Origin of the sequence: Streptomyces sp. NPDC005722 (genome assembly GCF_040630935.1) — a bacterium.
Classification (GTDB): domain Bacteria; phylum Actinomycetota; class Actinomycetes; order Streptomycetales; family Streptomycetaceae; genus Actinacidiphila.
Genome location: NZ_JBEXYN010000006.1, coordinates 135,039 through 155,084, shown reverse-complemented (window position 1 = coordinate 155,084; position 20,046 = coordinate 135,039). Strand labels below are relative to the sequence as shown.

General features: G+C 73.4%; 19 protein-coding genes. 9 read left to right on the top strand and 10 right to left on the bottom strand.

Features of this window, described 5'->3' with window-relative positions:
- Positions 1–16: 16 nt before the first annotated feature.
- Together ABZ479_RS10240 and ABZ479_RS10235 are read right to left on the bottom strand one after the other, a co-directional pair.
- Positions 17–2,443, bottom strand: coding sequence for an HAD-IC family P-type ATPase (locus tag ABZ479_RS10240; protein WP_500461113.1), 2,427 nt, complete (start codon positions 2,441–2,443; stop codon positions 17–19).
- A 176-nt stretch (positions 2,444–2,619) separates the two neighbouring features.
- Positions 2,620–2,904, bottom strand: a complete 285-nt coding sequence (locus tag ABZ479_RS10235) for a DUF2530 domain-containing protein (RefSeq protein WP_500461112.1) — start codon at positions 2,902–2,904, stop codon at positions 2,620–2,622.
- Between the two features lie 144 nt (positions 2,905–3,048).
- On the opposite strand from ABZ479_RS10235, the gene ABZ479_RS10230 reads away from it, so the two are divergent.
- Positions 3,049–4,509, top strand: a complete 1,461-nt coding sequence (locus ABZ479_RS10230; protein WP_500461111.1) for an NCS2 family permease — start codon at positions 3,049–3,051, stop codon at positions 4,507–4,509.
- Here the strand turns inward: ABZ479_RS10230 and ABZ479_RS10225 are convergent.
- Positions 4,479–4,688, bottom strand: a complete 210-nt coding sequence (locus tag ABZ479_RS10225; protein WP_499599874.1) for a ribbon-helix-helix protein, CopG family — start codon at positions 4,686–4,688, stop codon at positions 4,479–4,481. The two genes, ABZ479_RS10230 and ABZ479_RS10225, sit on opposite strands and share 31 nt — an antisense overlap.
- A gap of 143 nt (positions 4,689–4,831) precedes the next feature.
- On the opposite strand from ABZ479_RS10225, the gene ABZ479_RS10220 reads away from it, so the two are divergent.
- Together ABZ479_RS10220 and ABZ479_RS10215 are read left to right on the top strand one after the other, a co-directional pair.
- Positions 4,832–5,287, top strand: a complete 456-nt coding sequence (locus tag ABZ479_RS10220) for a MarR family winged helix-turn-helix transcriptional regulator (RefSeq protein WP_499599876.1) — start codon at positions 4,832–4,834, stop codon at positions 5,285–5,287.
- An 18-nt stretch (positions 5,288–5,305) separates the two neighbouring features.
- Positions 5,306–6,796 (top strand): MFS transporter, encoded by a 1,491-nt coding sequence (locus ABZ479_RS10215; protein ID WP_500461108.1) that lies wholly within the window; start codon positions 5,306–5,308, stop codon positions 6,794–6,796.
- A 60-nt stretch (positions 6,797–6,856) separates the two neighbouring features.
- Here ABZ479_RS10215 and ABZ479_RS10210 read toward each other — a convergent pair whose 3' ends face one another.
- Together ABZ479_RS10210 and ABZ479_RS10205 are read right to left on the bottom strand one after the other, a co-directional pair.
- Complete coding sequence (locus tag ABZ479_RS10210; protein ID WP_500461107.1) at positions 6,857–7,243, bottom strand: hypothetical protein; 387 nt, start codon at positions 7,241–7,243, stop codon at positions 6,857–6,859.
- Positions 7,244–7,451: 208 nt separating this feature from the next.
- The gene (locus tag ABZ479_RS10205; protein ID WP_500461105.1) at positions 7,452–7,883 is read right to left on the bottom strand and encodes a winged helix-turn-helix transcriptional regulator; all 432 of its coding nucleotides are present in this window, start codon (positions 7,881–7,883) and stop codon (positions 7,452–7,454) included.
- A 148-nt stretch (positions 7,884–8,031) separates the two neighbouring features.
- On the opposite strand from ABZ479_RS10205, the gene ABZ479_RS10200 reads away from it, so the two are divergent.
- Together ABZ479_RS10200 and ABZ479_RS10195 are read left to right on the top strand one after the other, a co-directional pair.
- On the top strand, positions 8,032–8,934 hold the full coding sequence (locus tag ABZ479_RS10200) for an NADP-dependent oxidoreductase (protein WP_500461103.1): 903 nt from the start codon (positions 8,032–8,034) through the stop codon (positions 8,932–8,934).
- A 130-nt stretch (positions 8,935–9,064) separates the two neighbouring features.
- The gene (locus ABZ479_RS10195) at positions 9,065–9,637 is read left to right on the top strand and encodes a Uma2 family endonuclease (protein WP_500461101.1); all 573 of its coding nucleotides are present in this window, start codon (positions 9,065–9,067) and stop codon (positions 9,635–9,637) included.
- A gap of 28 nt (positions 9,638–9,665) precedes the next feature.
- Here ABZ479_RS10195 and ABZ479_RS10190 read toward each other — a convergent pair whose 3' ends face one another.
- Positions 9,666–12,464, bottom strand: coding sequence for an FAD-binding and (Fe-S)-binding domain-containing protein (locus ABZ479_RS10190; protein WP_500461100.1), 2,799 nt, complete (start codon positions 12,462–12,464; stop codon positions 9,666–9,668).
- Between the two features lie 86 nt (positions 12,465–12,550).
- Between ABZ479_RS10190 and serC the strand changes: the two genes are divergently transcribed.
- On the top strand, positions 12,551–13,669 hold the full coding sequence (gene serC / locus ABZ479_RS10185; RefSeq protein WP_500461099.1) for a phosphoserine transaminase: 1,119 nt from the start codon (positions 12,551–12,553) through the stop codon (positions 13,667–13,669).
- A gap of 73 nt (positions 13,670–13,742) precedes the next feature.
- Here serC and ABZ479_RS10180 read toward each other — a convergent pair whose 3' ends face one another.
- Together ABZ479_RS10180 and ABZ479_RS10175 are read right to left on the bottom strand one after the other, a co-directional pair.
- Positions 13,743–14,762 carry a hypothetical protein gene (locus ABZ479_RS10180; RefSeq protein ID WP_500461098.1) on the bottom strand — a complete coding sequence of 340 codons (1,020 nt, stop codon included), beginning with the start codon at positions 14,760–14,762 and terminating at the stop codon, positions 13,743–13,745.
- Between the two features lie 28 nt (positions 14,763–14,790).
- On the bottom strand, positions 14,791–15,396 hold the full coding sequence (locus ABZ479_RS10175; RefSeq protein ID WP_500461096.1) for a mycothiol-dependent nitroreductase Rv2466c family protein: 606 nt from the start codon (positions 15,394–15,396) through the stop codon (positions 14,791–14,793).
- A gap of 271 nt (positions 15,397–15,667) precedes the next feature.
- On the opposite strand from ABZ479_RS10175, the gene ABZ479_RS10170 reads away from it, so the two are divergent.
- The 3 genes from ABZ479_RS10170 (at position 15,668) to ABZ479_RS10160 (ending at position 17,879) form a co-directional block, all read left to right on the top strand.
- Positions 15,668–16,360, top strand: a complete 693-nt coding sequence (locus ABZ479_RS10170; RefSeq protein ID WP_500461284.1) for a GDSL-type esterase/lipase family protein — start codon at positions 15,668–15,670, stop codon at positions 16,358–16,360.
- A gap of 34 nt (positions 16,361–16,394) precedes the next feature.
- Positions 16,395–17,390 (top strand): aldo/keto reductase, encoded by a 996-nt coding sequence (locus ABZ479_RS10165; RefSeq protein WP_500461095.1) that lies wholly within the window; start codon positions 16,395–16,397, stop codon positions 17,388–17,390.
- A gap of 69 nt (positions 17,391–17,459) precedes the next feature.
- Positions 17,460–17,879 (top strand): CBS domain-containing protein, encoded by a 420-nt coding sequence (locus ABZ479_RS10160; RefSeq protein ID WP_499599893.1) that lies wholly within the window; start codon positions 17,460–17,462, stop codon positions 17,877–17,879.
- Positions 17,880–18,029: 150 nt separating this feature from the next.
- On the opposite strand, the gene thpR is transcribed toward ABZ479_RS10160, so the two are convergent.
- On the bottom strand, positions 18,030–18,599 hold the full coding sequence (thpR, locus tag ABZ479_RS10155) for an RNA 2',3'-cyclic phosphodiesterase (RefSeq protein WP_500461094.1): 570 nt from the start codon (positions 18,597–18,599) through the stop codon (positions 18,030–18,032).
- A 200-nt stretch (positions 18,600–18,799) separates the two neighbouring features.
- Positions 18,800–19,900: a citrate synthase 2 gene (locus tag ABZ479_RS10150; protein ID WP_500330329.1), complete on the bottom strand. Its 1,101-nt coding sequence runs from the start codon at positions 19,898–19,900 to the stop codon at positions 18,800–18,802.
- Between the last annotated feature and the right edge of the window lie 146 nt (positions 19,901–20,046).

Genomic DNA, 20,046 nt, shown 5'->3' with positions numbered 1-20,046 from the left:
GGGCGCCGGGTCCCCCTCAGCGGGGGCCCGGCGCCCTGCGCTTGTCCGGCACGGTGTCGTCCTCGTCGGTGCGGCGTACGCGGCGCCAGACCACCTCCAGCACGAACGCGGCGGCCACCGCCACGGCGACGGCGGTCCAGGGGCCCTGGGTGCCGACCAGGCGGAGCGCGAAGAACTCCTGCAGCCACGGCGTGACCAGCACGACCAGGAAACCCGCGCCCATGGTGAGGACCAGGCCGATCCGCCACCAGGTGTAGGGGCGCGCGACCAGTGCCAGCACCCACATCGCGACCAGGAAGAGGGTCAGCGTCGCGGCGCTGGTCTCCGCCTCCAGCGCGCCGGCGCCGCGGTAATGGTGGCGGGCGAGCATGTACGTCACGAAGGTGGCGACGCCCGCGATCACCCCGGCGGGCAGCGAGTAGCGCATGACCCGGCCCACGAACTGCGGCCTGGCCCGCTCCTTGTTGGGCGCGAGGGCGAGGAAGAAGGCGGGGACGCCGATGGTCAGCGTGGACAGCAGCGTCAGGTGCCGGGGGAGGAACGGGTACGGCGCGTGCCAGATGATCACCAGCAGGGCGAGCAGCACCGAGTAGACGGTCTTGGTGAGGAAGAGCGTCGCGACGCGCGTGATGTTGCCGATGACGCGGCGGCCCTCCGCCACGACCGACGGGAGCGCCGCGAAGCTGTTGTCGAGCAGCACGATCTGCGCCACCGCCCGGGTCGCCTCGGAACCCGACCCCATGGCGACGCCGATGTCGGCGTCCTTGAGGGCCAGGACGTCGTTGACGCCGTCCCCGGTCATCGCCACGTTGTGGCCGCCGGACTGGAGCGCGCCCACCATCTCCCGCTTCTGCTGCGGCGTGACCCGGCCGAAGACCGTGCCCCGGTCGAGCTCGGCCGCCATCCGCGCGCGCTCGGCGGGCAGCTGCCGGGCGTCGACCGTCCGCTCGGCGCCCGGCAGCCCCAGCTTGCCGGCGACCGCGCCGACGGAGACGGCGTTGTCGCCGGAGATGACCTTGGCGTGCACCTCCTGCTCGGCGAAGTAGCGCAGGGTGTCGGCGGCGTCGGGGCGCAGCCGCTGCTCCAGGACGACCAGCGCGGCCGGGGTGGCCGAGGCGCCCACCGCGGGGTCGTCCAGCTCCTTCGCCGTCCGGGCGAGCAGCAGCACCCGCAGTCCCCGGGCGTTGAGGCCGTCGACCTCGCCGAGCGCCCGGTCGCCGGCGGGGAGCAGCACGTCGGGGGCGCCGAGCAGCCAGGCGCTGCGTTCCCCGCCCGGCTCGGTGAACGCCGCCGCGCTGTACCTGCGGGCGGAGGAGAAGGGCAGCGCGTCCGTGACGTGCCAGCCGTCGTCCGGGGCCGGGAACGCCGCGGCGACGGCGGCCAGCGTCGGGTTGGGGCGCGGGTCGGCGGCGCTGACCGCGCCGAGCACCTGCCGTACGTAGGGCTCCGCGACGCCGTCCAGCATCCGCAGCTCGGCGACGTCCATCCCGCCCTCGGTGAGGGTGCCGGTCTTGTCCAGGCAGACCACGTCCACCCGGGCCAGCCCCTCGATCGCGGGCAGCTCCTGGACGAGGCACTGCTTGCGGCCCAGCCGCACCACGCCGATGGCGAAGGCCACGGAGGTCAGCAGGACCAGGCCCTCGGGCACCATCGGCACGATGCCGCCGATCATCCGGCGGACCGCCTCGCGCCAGTCGTTGTCCTCCAGGACGAGCTGGCTGACGATCAGGCCGATCGCGGTGGGGACCATCATCCACGTCACGTACTTGAGGATCCGGCTGATGCCGCTGCGCAGTTCGGAGTGGACGAGGGTGAAGCGGCTCGCCTCCTCGGCGAGTTGCGCCGCGTAGGCCTCCCGGCCGACCTTGGTCGCGGTGAAGGCCCCGCCGCCGGCGACGACGAAGCTGCCGGACATGACGGGGTCGCCGGGGCGCTTGACGACCGGATCGGCCTCCCCGGTGAGCAGCGACTCGTCGACCTCCAGGCTGTCGGCCTCGGCCACCTCCCCGTCGACCACCACCTTGTCGCCCGGCCCGAGTTCGACGAGGTCGCCGAGGACGATCGCGGAGGTGGGGACCGGGCCGGCGACCCCGTCCCGGCGGACGGTGGGTCGCGCCTCCCCGATCACGGCGAGTCCGTCCAGGGTCTTCTTGGCGCGCCACTCCTGGAAGATGCCGATGCCGGTGTTGGCGATGATGACGAAGCCGAACAGGCCGTCCTGGATCGGGCCGACCACCAGGATGATCAGGAAGAGCACCCCGATGATCGCGTTGAAGCGGGTGAAGACGTTCGCACGCACGATCTCGGCCATCGAGCGCGAGGAGCGCACCGGGACGTCGTTCACCTCGCCCCGCGCCACCCGCTCCGCCACCTCGGCGGCGGTCAGTCCACCGAGCACGGCCGGTCGCGTCCCGGCCGCCTCCCGCTGCGTGCTCTCCGTCATGGCTTCGACGGTACGTGGGGGGCGGCGCGCGCGGCGCGGCGAGGGACCGCTCTCGGGGACATCTCCGGGGCGCCGTACGACCGGGGGTGTAGCCGCCCGGTACCGGGGCGGGACGCGCGGTGCGGCCGCCGGGGAGGGGCGGGACGGGGCGGGGCGGCCGGGTGGGCCGGCCCGGCTCAGTCCCGTCCGGCGGCCTCGGCGGCGCGCGCCCGCTGTATGGCGTCCCGGCGCGCGCGCACGTACCAGAGGCCGATGAGACCGAGGCCGCCGCCGGCCAGGCAGGTCCAGATCCACCAGGCGTGGCCGTGGTCGGAGTACCAGCCGTAGAAGGGGAGCTGGACGAGGAAGAGCGCGAACCAGATGACCGTGCCGACGGTGACGGTTGCGACGTCGTTCGCCTCCAGAGGTGCGGGCGCCTCGCGCAACCCGGTCGTCCCCTTGCTGTGGCTGCTGCTGCTCATACCGCACAGCGTACCCACTGCCCCAAGGGGGTCTACGCGCGGAGATAGCGTTTGCGAGGCTCATATGTTCATACTGAAACGGTCCGAGGCTGACCGGTTTCAGTCGTAGGAACCTCCAAAAGCTCCCCCCACGCAAGGAACCGCATGTCCCCGTCGACCACCGCCAAGGTCGTGCCCAGCTCCCCGACCCCGCCCCCGGCGGCCGCCGGCGGCGCGCTCGACCGCTACTTCCGGATCACCGAGCGGGGGTCCTCGGTCCCCCGGGAGATCCGCGGTGGTCTGGCCACCTTCTTCGCGATGGCCTACATCATCGTCCTGAACCCGATCATCCTCAGCTCGGGCGTGGACAAGTACGGCCACCACCTCGACGGCGGCCAGCTGGTCACCGCCACCGTCGTGACCGCCGCCTTCACCACCCTGCTCATGGGCGTCATCGGCAACGTCCCGATCGCGCTGGCCGCGGGCCTCGGCGTGAACAGCATCGTCGCGCTCCAGCTCGCGCCCAAGATGAGCTGGCCGGACGCGATGGGCATGGTGGTCCTGGCGGGCCTCGCGATCATGGTGCTGGTCGCCACCGGTCTGCGGGAACGGGTGATGAGCGCGGTGCCGCTCGGCCTGCGCAAGGCGATCGCCATCGGCATCGGCCTGTTCATCGTGCTGATCGGCCTGGTCGACTCCGGCTTCGTGACCCGCATCCCGGACGCCGCGCACACGACCGTGCCACTGCAGCTGGGCATCAACGGCCACCTGACCGGCTGGCCGGTGCTGATCTTCATCCTCGGCGTGCTGCTGACCCTCGGGCTGATCGTCCGCAAGGTGCCCGGCGCCATCCTGATCAGCATCGTCGCCATGACGCTCCTCGCCCTGGTCGTGGACGCGGTGGCGAACGTCAAGGACGCCGCATGGGGCCTCACCGTCCCGCAGTGGCCCGGCAACCCGGTCGCGAGCCCCGACTTCGGACTGTTCGGCAAGGTGAGCCTGTTCGGCGGCTTCCAGGAGGTCGGTGTGCTCACCGGCGTCCTCTTCGTCTTCACGGTGCTGCTGAGCTGCTTCTTCGACGCGATGGGCACCATCCTCGGCGTCGCCGACGAGGCGCACCTGCTGGACTCCAAGGGCGACCTGCCCGGGATGAGCCGGGTCCTGATGGTCGACGGCGTCGCGACCGCGGCGGGCGGCTTCACCTCCTGCTCGGCCAACACCTGCTACGCGGAGTCCACCGCCGGCGCCGGCGAGGGTGCGCGCACCGGACTCGCCTCGATCGCCACCGGGCTGCTCTTCGTCGTCGCCCTGTTCTTCGCGCCGCTGGCCACGATGGTCCCGGCCCAGGCGGCCACCCCCGCGCTGGTCGCGGTGGGCTTCCTGATCATGGCGGGCAGCGTCCGGGAGATCGACTGGAGCGACGTCACGATCGCCGTCCCGGCGTTCCTGACCATGCTGCTCATGCCGTTCACCTACTCGATCACCAACGGCATCGGCATCGGGTTCATCACCTTCTGCGTGCTGCGGCTGGTGGCGGGGCGCGGCCGTGAGGTGCCGCCCGCGCTGTACGCGGTGTCGGCGGTCTTCGCCTTCTACTACCTGATGCCGGCGCTGGGACTGACGTAACCGCCGGTGTAGAACTGCTCGGTCTCGTCGACGGAGGCCTTGAGCCGTTCGTCGAAGTCATCGCGGATGAGCGTCCGGACGATGTAGTCCTGGACGCTCATCCCGCGTTTCGCGGCGTGAGCCTGGAGACGGTCCAGCAGGTCCCCGTCTATGCGCATGCTGAGCACTCTCGAAGCCATGGCCCAAGGGTCCGGCGGCCCTGTCGGCGCATGCCTCCTTTTCGGGGCGGAACTCACCCGGATGGGTGACTTCCTTGACGAATGCGTTTGGATACGGCACCGTTCCGCCGGATTTTATTTAGCGTAAGTAATGAGCTAGGCTAATGATCGTGAACGAACTGTCCGAGGACGACCGCGCAGCGGTGAACACGCTGCGCGGCGCCGTGATGCGGCTCTCCCGCCGACTGCGCCACCAGCGGGTCGACGAGTCGCTGAGCCCGACGGAGATGTCCGTACTGGGCACCCTCGCGCGCTGCGGGTCCGCCACCCCCGGGGAGCTGGCCCGCAAGGAGCACGTACAGCCGCCGTCCATGACGCGGATCGTCGCCATGCTCGAGTCGAAGGGCCTGGTGCACCGGGACCCGCACCCGGACGACCGGCGCCAGGTCGTCGTCCGGCAGACCGAGCAGGCGGAGGCGATGCTCGAGGAGAGCCGGGCCCGGCGCAACGCGTTCCTGGCCGAACTCATGGCCACCCTCTCGGAGGAGGAACGCGCCGTGCTCCGCGAGGCGGCGCCCGTCCTGGACAAGCTCGCTCACGCCGACGCAAGGAAACGATGACGAGGAGGCGAGACCGGATTGAGTTCGGCAGCCGCATCTGACGCCGCACCCGAACCGAACACCCCCGAGCGGACCGGACCGGCCGGTACGGCCGACCCGGCCGACCTGCCCACCCCGGCCGGCGCCGACGCCGCCGCGGGGGCGGCGGGACCGGCCGGGCCGGGAGTGAACGGACCGAACGGACCGACCGGGGGCCCCGGCGCCGGCCGTCCCGCCGCACCGTCCGCGCCCGGTGGCATGTTCAGCTCGCTCCGCAACCGCAACTACCGGCTCTTCGCCGGCGGGGCGATCGTCTCCAACACCGGCACCTGGATGTCCCGCATCGCGCAGGACTGGCTGGTGCTCAGCCTCACCGGGTCCTCCTTCGCCGTCGGCATCACGACCGCGCTGCAGTTCCTCCCCATGCTGCTCTTCGGGCTCTACGGCGGCGTCATCGCCGACCGCTACCCCAAGCGCCGCATCCTGCTGGCCACCCAGCTCCTGATGGGCCTGCTGGGCCTGGCCCTCGCCGCCCTCACCCTCAGCGGCGCCGTGCAGGTCTGGCACGTGTACGCCATCGCCTTCGGCCTCGGCATGGTCACCGTCGTGGACAACCCGGCCCGGCAGGCGTTCGTCGTCGAGATGGTCGGCCCGGCCGACGTCCGCAACGCGGTCTCCCTGAACTCCGCCAACTTCCAGAGCGCCCGCCTCATCGGCCCCGCCGTCGCGGGCGCGCTGATCACCGCGGTCGGCAGCGGCTGGGCCTTCCTCTTCAACGGCCTGTCCTTCCTGGCGCCGCTCGCCGGGCTGCTGCTCATGCGCAGCTCCGAGCTGTACGCGGTGCCCACCGCGCCGCGCGGCAAGGGCCAGCTCCGCGAGGGGCTGCGCTACGTCGCCGGGCGGCCGGAGCTGATCTGGCCCATCGTGCTGGTCGGCTTCATCGGCACCTTCGCGTACAACTTCCCGATCTGGCTCACCGCCTTCGCCGACCACGTCTTCCACGGCGACGCCGGCATGTACGGCCTGTTCAACTCGGTGCTCGCGGTCGGCTCCGTGGTCGGCGCGCTGCTGGCGGCCCGGCGCGGCAGCAGCAGGCTGCGGCTGCTGGTGGGCGCGGCGCTGGGGTTCGGTGTGCTGGAGGTCGTCGCGGCGCTGGCGCCGACGTACTGGATCTTCCTGGCGCTGATGCTGCCGATCGGCATCTTCGGCCTGACCTTCAACACCACGGCCAACGCCAGCGTGCAGCTCGCCACCGACCCCGCGATGCGGGGCCGCGTGATGAGCCTGTTCATGATGGTCTTCGTGGGCGGCACGCCGCTGGGCGGACCGCTCGTCGGCTGGATCACGGACGTCTTCGGGGCCCGTACCGGGTTCCTGGCGGGCGGCCTGGTCGCCGCGGTGGCGGCGGCGTGCGTCGGACTCGTCCTGGCCCGGCTGGGCGGGTTGCGGCTCAAGATCGACCTGCACCGGGGCAAGGACCACAAGCTGGTCGAGTTCGTCCCGCGGGAGTCGGAGTCGGTGGCCGCCTGAGCGCGGCCCCGGCCCGGGCGGCGGCTCGACCGGCCACCGCCCGGCCGCGGCGCCGGGCCGTCAGACGACGGCGACCCGGCGCTGGTTGCGGAACTGCCGCATCAGCTCGGCCCACACCAGCAGGCCGGTGACCGGGGCGGTGGCCGCGAAGAGCATGTGGACGTAGTCCTCGCCCAGGCTCGACGAGGCCCACAGGCTCCAGGCCAGCGCACCCGCCACGCCCACGGCGGTCAGGAACCACGAGGGCAGCTCACGGCGGTCGTCGACGATCGCCGCGGCCGTGCCCAGCCCGCCGCCGATCACCAGGCCCATGACAAGAACCGCCCGGGTCCAGTCCGGTGCCCCGATGACGTCCTGGAGCACGGGTTTGGCGTGCAGCTGGCGGTAGGTGATCAGCAGGCTGGCGACGTAGACGGTCACCAGCGTCGCCAGGCTGAGCGCTCTCACGAGCCGACCGAGTGTGCCCCGCTCTCCACCGGGCATGGTGTCCCCCCATTGCCGTAACTCAGCCGAAATGGCCGATTATGGCTCTACAGGATGCCGGAAACCGGATGAACGGCACAGGGGATCGGCGAAACCGGGCGGCCGGTCGCCGCGCCAGGGCGCACCCGGCGCCTGGCGCCCGGCGCCCGCCCCCGCACCTGCGCCCCGCCTCTCAGGACGCCGCCTGTTCGGCCCGGGCCTGCTCCTCCGCCTCCGCGTCGTAGCGCTCGCGGGCCTCGACGACCTCCTCGATGTTCTCCTCCGCCCACTCCTTCACGGCCGAGAACAACGTGGCCAGGCTCGCGCCCAGCGGCGTGAGCGCGTAGTCCACCCGCACGGGCACCGAGGGCGTGACCGTCCGCGACACCAGGCCGTCGCGCTCCAGGGTGCGCAGGGTCTGGGTGAGCATCTTCTGGCTGACGCCCGCGATGCGGCGGCCGAGGTCGCTGTAGCGCTGCGGGCGCTCCTTGAGCGCGGAGAGGACGAGGCCGACCCACTTGTCGCTGATCCGGGAGAGCAGCAGGTTCGTCGGGCAGCCCTTCATGAACGCGTTGTAGGCCGTACGCGCCTCCTCGCGCCGCTGGGACGCGGTGGTCGTCGCCATGGTGCTGCCCTCCGGGACTCCTGGGTTCGGTACGTACTTCCAGGTACGTACTTACCCAGAGAGAGTAGCTCTCCCTAGGTTTGTTTGTGGCGGTGCCCGACCGCCGTTGTCCACAGGACGTTGTCCACAGGATCAGGGAGTCTTCGCCATGCATGCTGTCGTGATCAGGGAATTCGGCGGACCGGAGGTGCTGGAGGTGGCCGAGGTGCCGCTGCCGGAGCCCGGGCCCGGCCAGGTCCGGGTGCGGGTCGCCGCGGCCGGGGTCAACCCCGCCGACCTCGCCGTACGGGCCGGCCTGCTCGGTGCCGCGGCCCTGGTGCCCGGCGGGTTCCTCGGGCTGGGCTGGGACGTCGCCGGCACCGTCGACGCGGTCGGCGCCGGGGTCTCCGGCCCCGCGCCGGGCACCGCCGTGGTGGGCGCCGTGGGCGGGCTCGGGCCGCGGACCAAGGCGCACGCGGAGTACGTCGTGCTGGACGCGGACGCCGTCGCCGCGGCCCCCTCGTCCGTCGACCCCGTCCACGCCGCCACCCTCCCCACCAACGCCCTCACCGCCGACCAGGCGCTCGGCCTGCTCGCCGCCCGGCCCGGCGACCGCCTGCTGGTCACCGGCGCCGCGGGCGCGGTCGGGGGCTACGCCGTCCAGCTGGCCCGCCACGCGGGGCTGCACGTCGTCGCCCTGGCCCGCCCCGCCGACCTGCCGCTGCTGCGGGACCTGGGCGCCGACGAGGCCGTGTCGTCCCTGGACGGCGTCCGGGCCGACGCCGCCCTCGACGCGGCGGGGATGGGCGCCCCGGCGGTGGCGGCGGTACGGGACGGCGGCGGTTACGTCACCGTCCGGCCCGACGCGGTGCCCGCCGCCGAGCGCGGCGTCCGCGTCGCCGCCGTCCAGGTCCGGCCGGACGGGGCCCGCCTCGCGGAGCTGGCGGCCCTGGTGGACGGGGGCGTGCTCACCACGCGGGTGGCCGACACCTACCCGCTGGCGGAGGTCGCCAAGGCCCACGCCCGCCTCGCGGAGGGCGGCCTGCGGGGGAGGCTCGTGCTGGTGCCGTGACGCCCGCTCCGGCGACCGGAGGCGCTTCATCGTTTCGAGTGAATGTGCGATCGGGGCGCCCCGGGCGGGCGGCGGCTGCGTGAGAATCGGAGCTGTCGTCAGTCGCACGCACGGAGCCCCTGGAGGACCGATGAGCTCACAGCCCCACTCGGGCCCTGCGGGGCACTCGTACGTCACCGACGACCCGGAGACCGCACTGAAGTTCGCGATCCAGCACATGCGGGGGGACCGGGTGCAGCTGGTCGAGGGGGTGATCGACCAAGTGCCGCCGACCTGGGACCACGAGGACGTCGCGGACAAGGTCCGCGAGCAGATCCGGCCCGCGCTCCGCGTGCTCGGGTGCATCGCGGGCTCGGGCAACCTCGATCTGCCGGGGTCGAACAACTGGTACGTGCCCGACCTGGCGGTCGTGCCCCGCGAACTCGTCAAAGGCGCCCGGGCGCTGCTGCCCGATCAGACCCTGCTGGTGGTGGAGGTGACCTCGGAGTCCAACGGGGACACCGACCGGATCGTCAAACGCCGCCGTTACGCCGAGTACGGCGCCCCGCTGTACCTGCTCGTCGACCGGCAGGAACGGAGCTGCACCCTGTACGCGGAGCCGGGGGAGCTCGGCTACCGGTCGGTGGACGGCCCGCATCCCTTTGGCACGCCGCTGCGGCTGCCCGAGCCGTTCGGGCTCGAGCTGGACACCGCGGAGTTCTGAGGCCCCGCGTTCGCCACGGTCCGCCGCCTCACAGCCCGTCCGCCAGCAACTCCGCGAGGTGCCGGGCGCGCACCCCGGCGAGCTGGGCGAGCTGGGTGCGGCAGGAGAAGCCGTCCGCCAGGACGGCCGCGTCCGGGCGGGCGGCACGGACGGCGGGGAGGAGCCGGTCCTCGGCGCAGGCGACGGACACCTCGTAGTGGCCGCGTTCGAAGCCGAAGTTGCCGGCCAGACCGCAGCAGCCGGAGGCCAGGGTGCCGCTGAGCCCGGCGCGGGCGCGCAGCCTTCGCTCGGCGGCGTCGCCCAGGACGGCGTGCTGGTGGCAGTGGGTCTGGCCGGTGACGGGCCGGTCGAGACGCGGCGGTGCCCAGCCGGGCGCCTCCTCCTCCAGCACCTGGGCGAAGGTGCGCACCGAGCCCGCCAGGGCCGCCGCCTCGTCGGTGCCCAGGAGTTCGGGCAGGTCGGTGCGGAGCGCCGCCGCGCAGCTCGGTTCCAGGACGACGACGGGATGGCCGGCGGCCACCACCGGCGCCATCCTCCGTACCGTGCGGCTCATCACCCGGCGGGCCCGGTCGAGCCGTCCGGTCGAGACCCAGGTCAGGCCGCAGCACACACGCCCAGGCGGCAGGACGACCCGCAAACCGGCCGCCTGGAGCACACGCACCGCGGCGCGGCCGGCCTCAGGGGAGAAGCGGTCGGTGAAGGTGTCCGGCCACAGGACCACGGTCGTCCCCGTCCCCGTCCCCGTTCCGGTCCCCGTTCCCGCTCCCGGCGCGGGCCACCCCTGCCGGCGCCACCAGCGCACGAAGGACTCCTCGGCCGGCAGCGGCAGTTCCCGCTCGGGCGCGAGACCCGCCGCCCGCTTGGCGAGGGCGGCCAGCGGGCGCACCCGGGCCAGGGCGTTCACGGTCCCGGCGACCGGGGCGGCGGCGCGCAGCCAGGTCGGCAGCCCGCCCATCAGGTAGTGGGAGGCGGGCCGCAGCCGCCGCCGGTAGTGGTGGTGCAGGAACTCCGCCTTGTAGGTGGCCATGTCGACGCCGACCGGGCAGTCCGTGCGGCAGCCCTTGCAGGACAGGCACAGGTCGAGGGCGTCCGCGACCTCCGGCGAGCGCCAGCCGCCGGTGACGACCTCGCCGGCGAGCATCTCGTGCAGCAACCGGGCCCGGCCGCGGGTGGAGTGCCGCTCCTCGCCCGTCGCCCGGTACGAGGGGCACATGACACCCGCCCCCGGACCCCCGCCCGTGTCACGGCACTTGGCGACGCCGACGCAGCGGCGCACCGCCGCCGAGAAGTCCCCGCCGTCGTGGGGATAGCCGAAGGCGACGTCGACCGGCCCGCGCGGCAGCACCGAGAACCGCAGGTCGGTGTCGAGGGGCCGGGGCCGTACGAGCATGCCGGGGTTGAGGCCGCCCGCCGGGTCCAGCGCGTCCTTGAACCGGCCGAAGAGGGCGACCAGTTCGTCCCCGTACATCCGGGGCAGCAGTTCGGCGCGGGCCTGCCCGTCGCCGTGCTCACCGGACAGCGAGCCGCCGTGCGCGACGACCAGGTCCGCGACCTCCTCGGAGAAGCGCCGGAAGCGGGCCACGCCGGCGGCCCCGAGCAGGTCGAAGTCGATGCGCACGTGGATGCAGCCGTCGCCGAAGTGCCCGTACGGGGTGCCGTGCAGGCCGTGCTCGCCCAGCAGCGCGCGGAAGTCGCGCAGGTACGCGCCGAGCCGCGCCGGGGGCACCGCGCAGTCCTCCCAGCCCGGCCAGGCCTCCGCGCCCCCGGGGGTGCGGGTGGCCGTCCCGGCGGCCTCCTCGCGCACCCGCCACAGCGCCCGCTGCGCGACGGGGTCGGTGACGACGACCGAGTCGCCCGCGTCGGCCAGCCGTCGCAGCGCCTCCGCCTCGCCGGTGCCGGGCATCTCGACGAACAGCCACGCGCCGCCCCGGGGCAGCAGCTCGGCGGCCTCCCCGCCCACCAGGTCGGCGGCCATCCCCTCCACCGTCAGCGGGCCGTACGGCAGCAGGCCGTTCGCGGCGTCGGCGGCGGCGCCCTCGTCCGGGTAGCCGAGGACGACCAGCACGCGCACCGGGGGCGCGGGCACCAGCCGGACCTCGGCCTCCGTGATGACGGCGAGCGTGCCCTCGCTGCCGGTCAGGGCGCGGGCCAGGTCCCGGCCGCGTTCGGGGAGCAGGGCGTCCAGGGCGTAGCCGGAGATGCGGCGGGGGAGCTGCTGCGGGTAGCCGGTGCGCAGCAGGGCGAGGTGGCCGTCGACCAGTTCCCGCAGGTCGGCGCGGAGCGGCCTGTCGGTGCGCAGCACTTCGCCGCCGTAGGTCAGGCACTCCAGGGCCCGGACGTTGTCCGCCGTGGTGCCCCAGGCCACGGAGTGCGCGCCGCACGCGTTGTTGCCGATCATGCCGCCGAGGGTGCAGCGGCTGTGGGTGGACGGATCGGGGCCGAAGGTCAGCCCGTGCGCGGCGGCGGCGCGCCGCAGGTCGTCCAGGACCACCCCCGGCTGCACACGGGCCGTCAACGCCTCGGGACTGAGTGACACGATCCGGTGCATGTGCCGGGTGAAGTCGAGCACGACCCCGGTGCCCGTCGCCTGCCCCGCGATCGACGTGCCGCCGCCGCGCGGCACCACCGGCACCCCGTGCTCCCGGCACACGGCGAGCGCCGCGGCCACGTCGTCGGCGTCGTGCGGCGCGACCACGCCCACCGGGACACGACGGTAGTTGGACGCGTCCATCGTGGTCAGCGCCCTGCTCTGCGCGTCGAAGGAGACCTCGCCGCGTACGGCCCGCTCCAGGTCGCGGCGCAGTGCCTGCCGCAGATCGTCCGCCATGCCCCTCAGCCTGCCCCACCGCGGCGCATGTCTCACCGGATGGAACGGAGCCCCGTGACGGGGTCGTCACGCACTACGCTGCGAACGTGGCCGAGATCCAGATTCCCGCTGACATCAAGCCCGCCGACGGACGATTCGGTTCGGGCCCCTCCAAGGTGCGGCCCGAGGCGCTCAGCGCACTCGCCGCGACCGGCACCTCGCTGATGGGCACCTCTCACCGGCAGGCGCCGGTGAAGGACCTCGTCGGCCGGGTCCGGGACGGCGTCCGCGAGCTGTTCGCGCTGCCCGAGGGCTACGAGGTGGTGCTCGGCAACGGCGGCTCCACCGCCTTCTGGGACATCGCCACCCACGGACTGGTCGAGCGCAAGTCGCAGCACCTGAGCTTCGGCGAGTTCTCCTCCAAGTTCGCCAAGGCCGCCAAGCTGGCGCCGTGGCTGGACGAGCCGACCGTGATCTCCGCCGACCCGGGCTCCCACCCCGAGGCCGCCGCCGAGGCGGGCGTGGACGTCTACGCCTTCACCCACAACGAGACCTCCACCGGTGTCGCGATGCCGCTGCGGCGCGTCGCCGGCGCCGACGAGGGCGCCCTCGTCCTGGTCGACGCCACCTCCGGCGCGGGCGGCCTGCCGGTCGACATCGCCGAGACCGACGTCTACTACTTCGCCCCGCAGAAGTCCTTCGCCGCCGACGGCGGGCTGTGGATCGCGGTGTTCTCCCCGGCCGCGCTGGAGCGCGCCGAGCGGATCGCCGCGTCCGGCCGCCACATCCCGGCCTTCTTCGACCTGCCCACCGCGATCGACAACTCGCGGAAGAACCAGACGTACAACACCCCGGCGCTCGCCACCCTCTTCCTGCTGAACGACCAGCTGGAGTGGATCAACGGCCGGGGCGGCCTCGACTGGGCCGTCGCGCGCACCGCCGACTCCTCCTCGCGCCTGTACACCTGGGCCGAGGACTCCAAGCACGCCACCCCGTTCGTCACCGACCCGGCCAAGCGCTCGCAGGTCGTCGGCACGATCGACTTCAGCGACGAGGTGGACGCCGCGGCGGTCGCCAAGGTGCTGCGCGCCAACGGCATCGTGGACACCGAGCCCTACCGCAAGCTGGGCCGCAACCAGCTGCGCGTCGCGATGTTCCCGGCCGTCGAGCCGGCGGACGTCCAGGCCCTGACCGCCTGCGTCGACTTCGTCATCGAGCGGCTCTGACCCCCGGCCCTTCGGGGCCACCACCGCCGGTGGGCGGGGCGACGGCCCCGCCCACCGGCGTTCCCGCGGCGGTTCAGCGCTCCCGGCGCAGCAGCCGGCGCACCCCGATCAGCAGCGCGGCGACCGCCGCCAGGGTGACGGCACCCAGCGTGAACTGCCGGGTCGAACCGGGCCCGTCCGCGCCGGCGCCGGCGGCGTCCGCCGATGAACTCCCCGAGGGGCCGGGGGAGGAGGCGGTGTCCCGGCGGGCCGCGTCGGGCAGGTCGTCCCCGCTCAGCGGCACGCGCCAGACCTCGCTGTCCGTGCCCTCGCTGCCGTACATCAGGGCCCGGCCGTCCGGGGTGAAGGCGACGGACTCGCCCTGCCGCTGCAGCGGTACGTGCATCTGGTCGATCCGGCGCGCCGTGCCGTCGGACCAGCGGTACATCAGGGCGCCGAAGTAGCCGCGCAGCACCAGCCGGCTGCCGTCCGGGGAGAAGGCGCCGTCGGTGATCCACAGCGGGATGTCCGCGATCCGCCGGAAGACGTTGGTGCCGCTCGCGGAGAGCTTCGCCGGGCCCTCGTAGAGGCCGCCGCCGTCCTCGTTCTTGCTCGCGATGTACGCCCGTCCGGACTTCGGGTCGACCATCACCGCCTCGGCGTTGCGCGGGCCCTTGTCGTAGGTGACGGTGAACTGCGTCGCGGTCACCGTCTGGTCCGCCAGCCGCTTCGGTTCGGGGAAGCGATAGATCCACACGTGCGGCCAGGAGCCGTCGAGGTTGTCGCCGATGTCGCCGACGTACAGGGCGCCGTCCGGGCCCATCGAGATCGCCTCGACGTCGCGCGGGCTGCCCACGCCGCGCAGGGTGACGGTGGCGACCGTCTTGCCCGTCGCGGAGTCGACGGCGTAGACGTACGGGCCGTCGTCGCTGTCGTTGTGCGTCCAGTAGACGCCCTTGTGGAGACGGCTGGCGACCAGGCCGCTCGACTCGGTGATCCGCGGGTCCGACATCGTGAAGGCCACGGACTCCCCGTCGTCGGCGGCGGCCGCCGTGCCGACCAGGGGACCCATGACGAGGACGGAGGCCGCGGCGGCGGCGAGCAGTGGGCGCATGCGCCAAGCCTGCCAGGTGCACGACGGCTCAGGCGAAGTCGAGGCCTCCGGTGCGGCTGCGCTTCAGCTCGAAGAAGGCCGGGTGGCCGGCCAGCGCCCGCACCCCGTCGAAGAGCCGTACCGCCTCCTCGCCGCGCGGGATCGAGGTGAGGACGGGGCCGAAGAAGGCGGCCCCGTCGATGTGCAGGGTGGGGGTGCCGACCTCCTCGCCGACCGGGTCCATGCCCTCGTGGTGGCTCCTGCGCAGCTCCTCGTCGTACGCGGTGCCGCCCGCGGCCTCCGCCAGTCCCGGCGGCAGGCCCGCCTCCGCCAGCGCCTCGCGCAGCACCTCGTCGGAGACCGGGCGGTCCTGGACGTGCAGCCGGGTGCCGAGCGCCGTGTACAACTCCCGCAGCACGTGCTCCCCGTGGTGCCGCGCGGCGGCGACGCAGACCCGCACCGGGCCCCAGCCGGTGCTCAGCAGCCGCTCGTAGCGCTCGGGCAGGCCCTCGCGGCCCTCGTTGAGCACGGACAGGCTCATCACCCGGAAGCGCAGGCGCAGTTCGCGTTCCCGCTCCACCTCCAGGATCCAGCGGGAGGTGATCCAGGCGAAGGGGCAGACGGGGTCGAAGTAGAAGTCCACGGAGTGCGTCATGCGCGTCACCCTAGGAACGGAACGGCCCGTTCAGCAGGGCCACTCAGGGGCATCCGCGGTGGGCCAATCGCGGAGACGGCCGGTGCGCGCCGGCCCCCGGCCGTGACGGGCGTGACACCGCCGGGACCGAGGTCAGGGCCGTGCGGACGGGGCCGTGGGCCCTAAGATCCCCTCCATGTCCAGCGCACCTTCCGGCCCCGGTGACGGGCCCCGCAGCACGCCGGGACGCGGCACGCCCGGGCGCAGCCCGTCCCGGCGCCGTACGGCGTGGATGTTCGTCGGCGACTCCATGACCGTCGGCAGTGCCGGGGAGCACACCTGGCGCTACCGCATGTGGCAGCACCTGCGGGCGCAGGGCACGGAGGGCGAGGACTTCGCGATCGTCGGCCCGCGGACCGCGCTGTACGACCCCGCCGCCGACGCGGCCGTGTCGCAGCGCTACGCCGACCCCGCCTTCCCGCCGTCCGCGCGCCGCCACCTCGCGGGCTGGGGCGAGGGCTGGCTGCACATGGCGCCGCTGATCGAGGGCGCCGTACGGGAGCACCGCCCCGACGTGCTGCTGGTCTCGCTCGGGCTGATCGACCTCGGCTTCTACACCAACCCCGAGCAGACCGAGGCCAACGCAAGGGAGTTCGTCGTGCGGGCGCGGGCCGCCAACCCCCTGGTCGCCGCGGTGCTGCTGCCCGTCATACCCAACTCGCGCTGCGACCAGGACCCCGGATTCGGGGCGCAGTGCGAGGAGTTCAACACCCGCCTGGCCAAGGCGGTCGCCGACCTGGACACCCCGGTCTCGCCGTTGCTGCTGGCCTCCCGCCCGGCCGGGTACGACATCGCCCGCGACACCTACGACGGCACCCACCCCAACGCCTCCGGGGAGCACCGGATCGCGGCGGCGTTCGCCGACGCCGCGCACCAGGCGTGGGGCCTCGGCGCGCCCTACCGACGCACCCTCAACTCCCCTTGATTCGAGCGCACTCCAACGGCTTGGCTTGTGCCCCATGGAGTACACACAGCTCGGACGCACCGGACTCAAGGTCAGCCGGCTCGTTCTGGGAACGATGAACTTCGGCCCGCAGACGGACGAGGCCGACAGCCACGCCATCATGGACGCCGCGCACGACGCGGGCGTCAACTTCTTCGACACGGCCAACGTCTACGGCTGGGGCGAGAACAAGGGCCGCACCGAGGAGATCATCGGAAGCTGGTTCGCCAAGGGCGGCGGCCGCCGCGACAGGACCGTCCTGGCGACCAAGGTCTACGGCAACATGGGCACCGACGGCGCGCCCTGGCCGAACGACGACAGGCTCTCCGCGCTCAACATCCGCCGCGCCGCCGAGGCCAGCCTGAAGCGCCTGGGCACCGACCACATCGACGTCTACCAGTTCCACCACATCGACCGCGCGACGCCGTGGGAGGAGATCTGGCAGGCGATCGACGTCCTGGTGCAGCAGGGCAAGGTGCTCTACGCCGGGTCGTCCAACTTCTCCGGCTGGGGCATCGCCCAGGCCAACGAGGCCGCCGCGCGGCGCCACTCGCTCGGCCTGGTCAGCGAGCAGTGCCTGTACAACCTGGTCGAGCGCCGTGCCGAGATGGAGGTCATCCCGGCCGCGCAGGAGTACGGCCTGGGCGTCATCCCCTGGTCGCCGCTCCACGGCGGCCTGCTGGGCGGCGCGCTGCGCAAGGAGCGCGAGGGCGGCGGCTCCCGCTCCACCTCCGGCCGCAGCGCCGACTCCCTGAAGGACGCCGTGCTGCGCGAGCAGGTGCAGCGGTACGAGGACGCGGTCGACAAGGCCGGCCTGCAGCCCGGTGACGTCGCCCTGGCCTGGCTGCTGGGCCGCCCCGGCATCACCGGCCCGATCGTCGGCCCGCGCACCCGCGAGCAGCTGGACTCCGCGCTGCGGGCCGTCGAGCTGGAGCTGCCGGCGGAGCTGTCGGCCGAGCTGGACGAGATCTTCCCGGGCCCGGGCCCGTCCCCGGAGGCCTTCGCCTGGTAGGGCTCCACGGCCCCCGCCCCCGTCGTGCGCCCGGTCGCAGATTCACCCGGTCGGGCGCACGATGAGGGTATGACCACAGCCAAAGAGATCATGCACCCCGGCGCCCGTGCGATACCGGCGACCGAGACTCTCGACCGGGCCGCGCAGCTGATGCGCGAGCTCAACGTCGGCGCGCTGCCGGTCCACGACGTGAACGACCGGATGTGCGGCATCATCACCGACCGGGACATCGTCACCAAGTGCATCGCCGCCGGTCACGACCCCTCCAAGGTGACCTGCGGCGATCTGTGCGAGGGCACCCCCCGGTGGATCGACGCCGACGCCGACGTGTCCGACGTCCTGACCGAGATGGAGTCGCACCGCATCAAGCGGCTCCCGGTCGTCGAGGACAAGAAGCTGATCGGCATCATCACCGAGGCCGACCTGGCCCGCCACCTCACCGACGAACAGGTCGCGGAATTCGTCGAGAGGGTCTACGCCGGCGCCTGACCCGGCCGGCCCTCCCGGCCTCCCGGCGCCCCGACGGCTAGCCGCGCACCAGCGTGCCGACGATCACCACGACCACCAGCAGGGCGAGGGCGGCGGTCATTACTCGGGTACGGGTCTTCGGATCCACGCATCGAGGTTAACGGGGCGGCCTCACTGCCCCAGCGGGCAGGTCCGCACCGTCTCGTAGCGCGGCTGCGCCCCCGGCACCCCGGGCACGGGCGGATGGCTCCGCACCAGGGAGAACGCCGCCGCCGTCCACGGCGTCCCGGCGAACCGCCCGAGGGCGTCCGTGAAGGGCCGCAGGCCCACCCTGGTGCGCCCGGCGCGCTGCCGGGCGAGGGTGAGGTGCGCGTGGAAGCGGCCGTGTTCGTCCTCGTGGTGGACGCCCGCCCGCCGGGCGGCGGCCTGTGCGGCCGCGGCGGGGCGTGCCAGGTCGTCCCCGACCAGCCCGGCCCACAGCGTGCGGTCGCCGAAGCGGCCCCCGCCGGTCAGTGAGATCCGGCAGGCCGGATGGCGCCGCGCGGCCCTCTCCAGCCGCTCGACCAGGTTCGGCAGCAGGCCCTCGTCCACCTCGCCCAGGAACGCCAGCGTCACGTGCCAGCCGGCACGCTCCGTCCAGCGCAGCCCCTCCGCGCCCGGCAGGGCGCGGAGCGCGTCCACGGCGCCCCCCAGCTCGGCGAGGGCGGCCCCGGGGGGCACGACGGCCACGAACAGCCTCATGCCCCCAGGGTGCACCGGGCAGGGGCTAGGGCGTGTCGTCACATGAGCGCCGGCCGCCCGGAGGGCGGGCCCCACGGCGTCTGGTGCGGTGCATCGCAAGGCGGAGAGTCGTCCTCGTAGTGGGCTACTCGGACGATTCGACAACGCAGCGAGGTGCCGTGCCAGGCACCGTGGGGCAGGCGGGCATGTGACGACACGGCCTAGCGTGCGATGTCCGCGTAGCCCTCGACCTCGCGCGGGTCCCGGGAGCCCGGGCCGACGTAGCGGGCCGAGGGGCGCACCAGGCGGCCGGTGCGCTTCTGCTCCAGGATGTGCGCCGACCAGCCGGCGGTGCGGGCGCAGCTGAACATCGAGGTGAACATGTGGGCCGGGACCTCGGCGAAGTCCAGGATGATCGCGGCCCAGAACTCCACGTTGGTCGCCAGGACGCGGTCCGGGCGACGGGAGTGCAGCTCCTCCAGGGCGGCCTTCTCCAGCGCCTCCGCGATCTCGAAGCGGGGGGCGCCCAGCTCCCTGGCCGTACGGCGCAGCACCCGCGCCCGCGGGTCCTCCGCCCGGTAGACCCGGTGGCCGAAGCCCATCAGGCGTTCGCCCTTGTCGAGGGCCTGCTTCACGTACGCCTCGGCGTCGCCGGTCCGCTCGATCTCCTCGATCATGCCCAGCACGCGGGAGGGCGCACCGCCGTGCAGCGGGCCCGACATGGCGCCGACCGCGCCGGACAGCGCCGCCGCGACGTCGGCGCCCGTGGAGGCGATCACCCGGGCGGTGAAGGTCGAGGCGTTCATGCCGTGCTCGGCGGCGGAGGTCCAGTAGGCGTCCACGGCCTTGACGTGCTTGGGGTCGGGCTCGCCGCGCCAGCGGATCATGAAGCGCTCGACGACCGTCTCCGCCTTGTCGATCTCGCTCTGCGGCACCATGGGCAGCCCCTGGCCGCGCGCCGACTGCGCCACGTACGACAGCGCCATGACGGCCGCGCGGGCGAGGTCCTCGCGGGCCTGCTCGGCGTCGATGTCCAGCAGCGGCTTCAGTCCCCACACCGGGGCGAGCATGGCCAGCGCCGACTGGACGTCGACGCGGATGTCGCCGGAGTGGACGGGGATCGGGAAGGGCTCGGCGGGCGGCAGGCCGGGGTTGAACGCACCGTCGACCAGCAGGCCCCACACGTTCCCGAAGGAGACGTGGCCCACCAGGTCCTCGATGTCCACCCCGCGGTAGCGCAGGGCGCCGCCCTCCTTGTCGGGTTCGGCGATCTCCGTCTCGAAGGCGACGACTCCCTCGAGTCCGGGTACGAAGTCGGACATCAGGCGGCTCCTCTTGATGCGGTCGACGATCCGGTGGTGCTTGTGGCACGCGGGGTGGTGCACGGGGGTCGGCACTCGGTGCCCCGTACGACATCCCCCGATGTCGAGAGGGCACGGATACCCGGCTGTAAGTCTGTCCCCTGCGG

Bases quoted from the DNA above. Each gene is read 5' to 3' on its own strand.
- ABZ479_RS10195 (WP_500461101.1), top strand. From the start codon at position 9,065: ATGAGCTCACAGCCCCACTCGGGCCCTGCGGGGCACTCGTACGTCACC.
- ABZ479_RS10150 (WP_500330329.1), bottom strand. From the start codon at position 19,900: ATGTCCGACTTCGTACCCGGACTCGAGGGAGTCGTCGCCTTCGAGACG.
- ABZ479_RS10230 (WP_500461111.1), top strand. From the start codon at position 3,049: ATGTCCCCGTCGACCACCGCCAAGGTCGTGCCCAGCTCCCCGACCCCG.
- ABZ479_RS10165 (WP_500461095.1), top strand. From the start codon at position 16,395: ATGGAGTACACACAGCTCGGACGCACCGGACTCAAGGTCAGCCGGCTC.
- ABZ479_RS10160 (WP_499599893.1), top strand. From the start codon at position 17,460: ATGACCACAGCCAAAGAGATCATGCACCCCGGCGCCCGTGCGATACCG.
- ABZ479_RS10220 (WP_499599876.1), top strand. From the start codon at position 4,832: ATGATCGTGAACGAACTGTCCGAGGACGACCGCGCAGCGGTGAACACG.
- ABZ479_RS10235 (WP_500461112.1), bottom strand. From the start codon at position 2,904: ATGAGCAGCAGCAGCCACAGCAAGGGGACGACCGGGTTGCGCGAGGCG.
- ABZ479_RS10190 (WP_500461100.1), bottom strand. From the start codon at position 12,464: ATGGCGGACGATCTGCGGCAGGCACTGCGCCGCGACCTGGAGCGGGCC.
- thpR (WP_500461094.1), bottom strand. From the start codon at position 18,599: ATGAGGCTGTTCGTGGCCGTCGTGCCCCCCGGGGCCGCCCTCGCCGAG.
- ABZ479_RS10180 (WP_500461098.1), bottom strand. From the start codon at position 14,762: ATGCGCCCACTGCTCGCCGCCGCCGCGGCCTCCGTCCTCGTCATGGGT.
- ABZ479_RS10200 (WP_500461103.1), top strand. From the start codon at position 8,032: ATGCATGCTGTCGTGATCAGGGAATTCGGCGGACCGGAGGTGCTGGAG.
- ABZ479_RS10175 (WP_500461096.1), bottom strand. From the start codon at position 15,396: ATGACGCACTCCGTGGACTTCTACTTCGACCCCGTCTGCCCCTTCGCC.
- ABZ479_RS10225 (WP_499599874.1), bottom strand. From the start codon at position 4,688: ATGGCTTCGAGAGTGCTCAGCATGCGCATAGACGGGGACCTGCTGGAC.
- ABZ479_RS10240 (WP_500461113.1), bottom strand. From the start codon at position 2,443: ATGACGGAGAGCACGCAGCGGGAGGCGGCCGGGACGCGACCGGCCGTG.
- ABZ479_RS10170 (WP_500461284.1), top strand. From the start codon at position 15,668: ATGTTCGTCGGCGACTCCATGACCGTCGGCAGTGCCGGGGAGCACACC.
- ABZ479_RS10205 (WP_500461105.1), bottom strand. From the start codon at position 7,883: ATGGCGACGACCACCGCGTCCCAGCGGCGCGAGGAGGCGCGTACGGCC.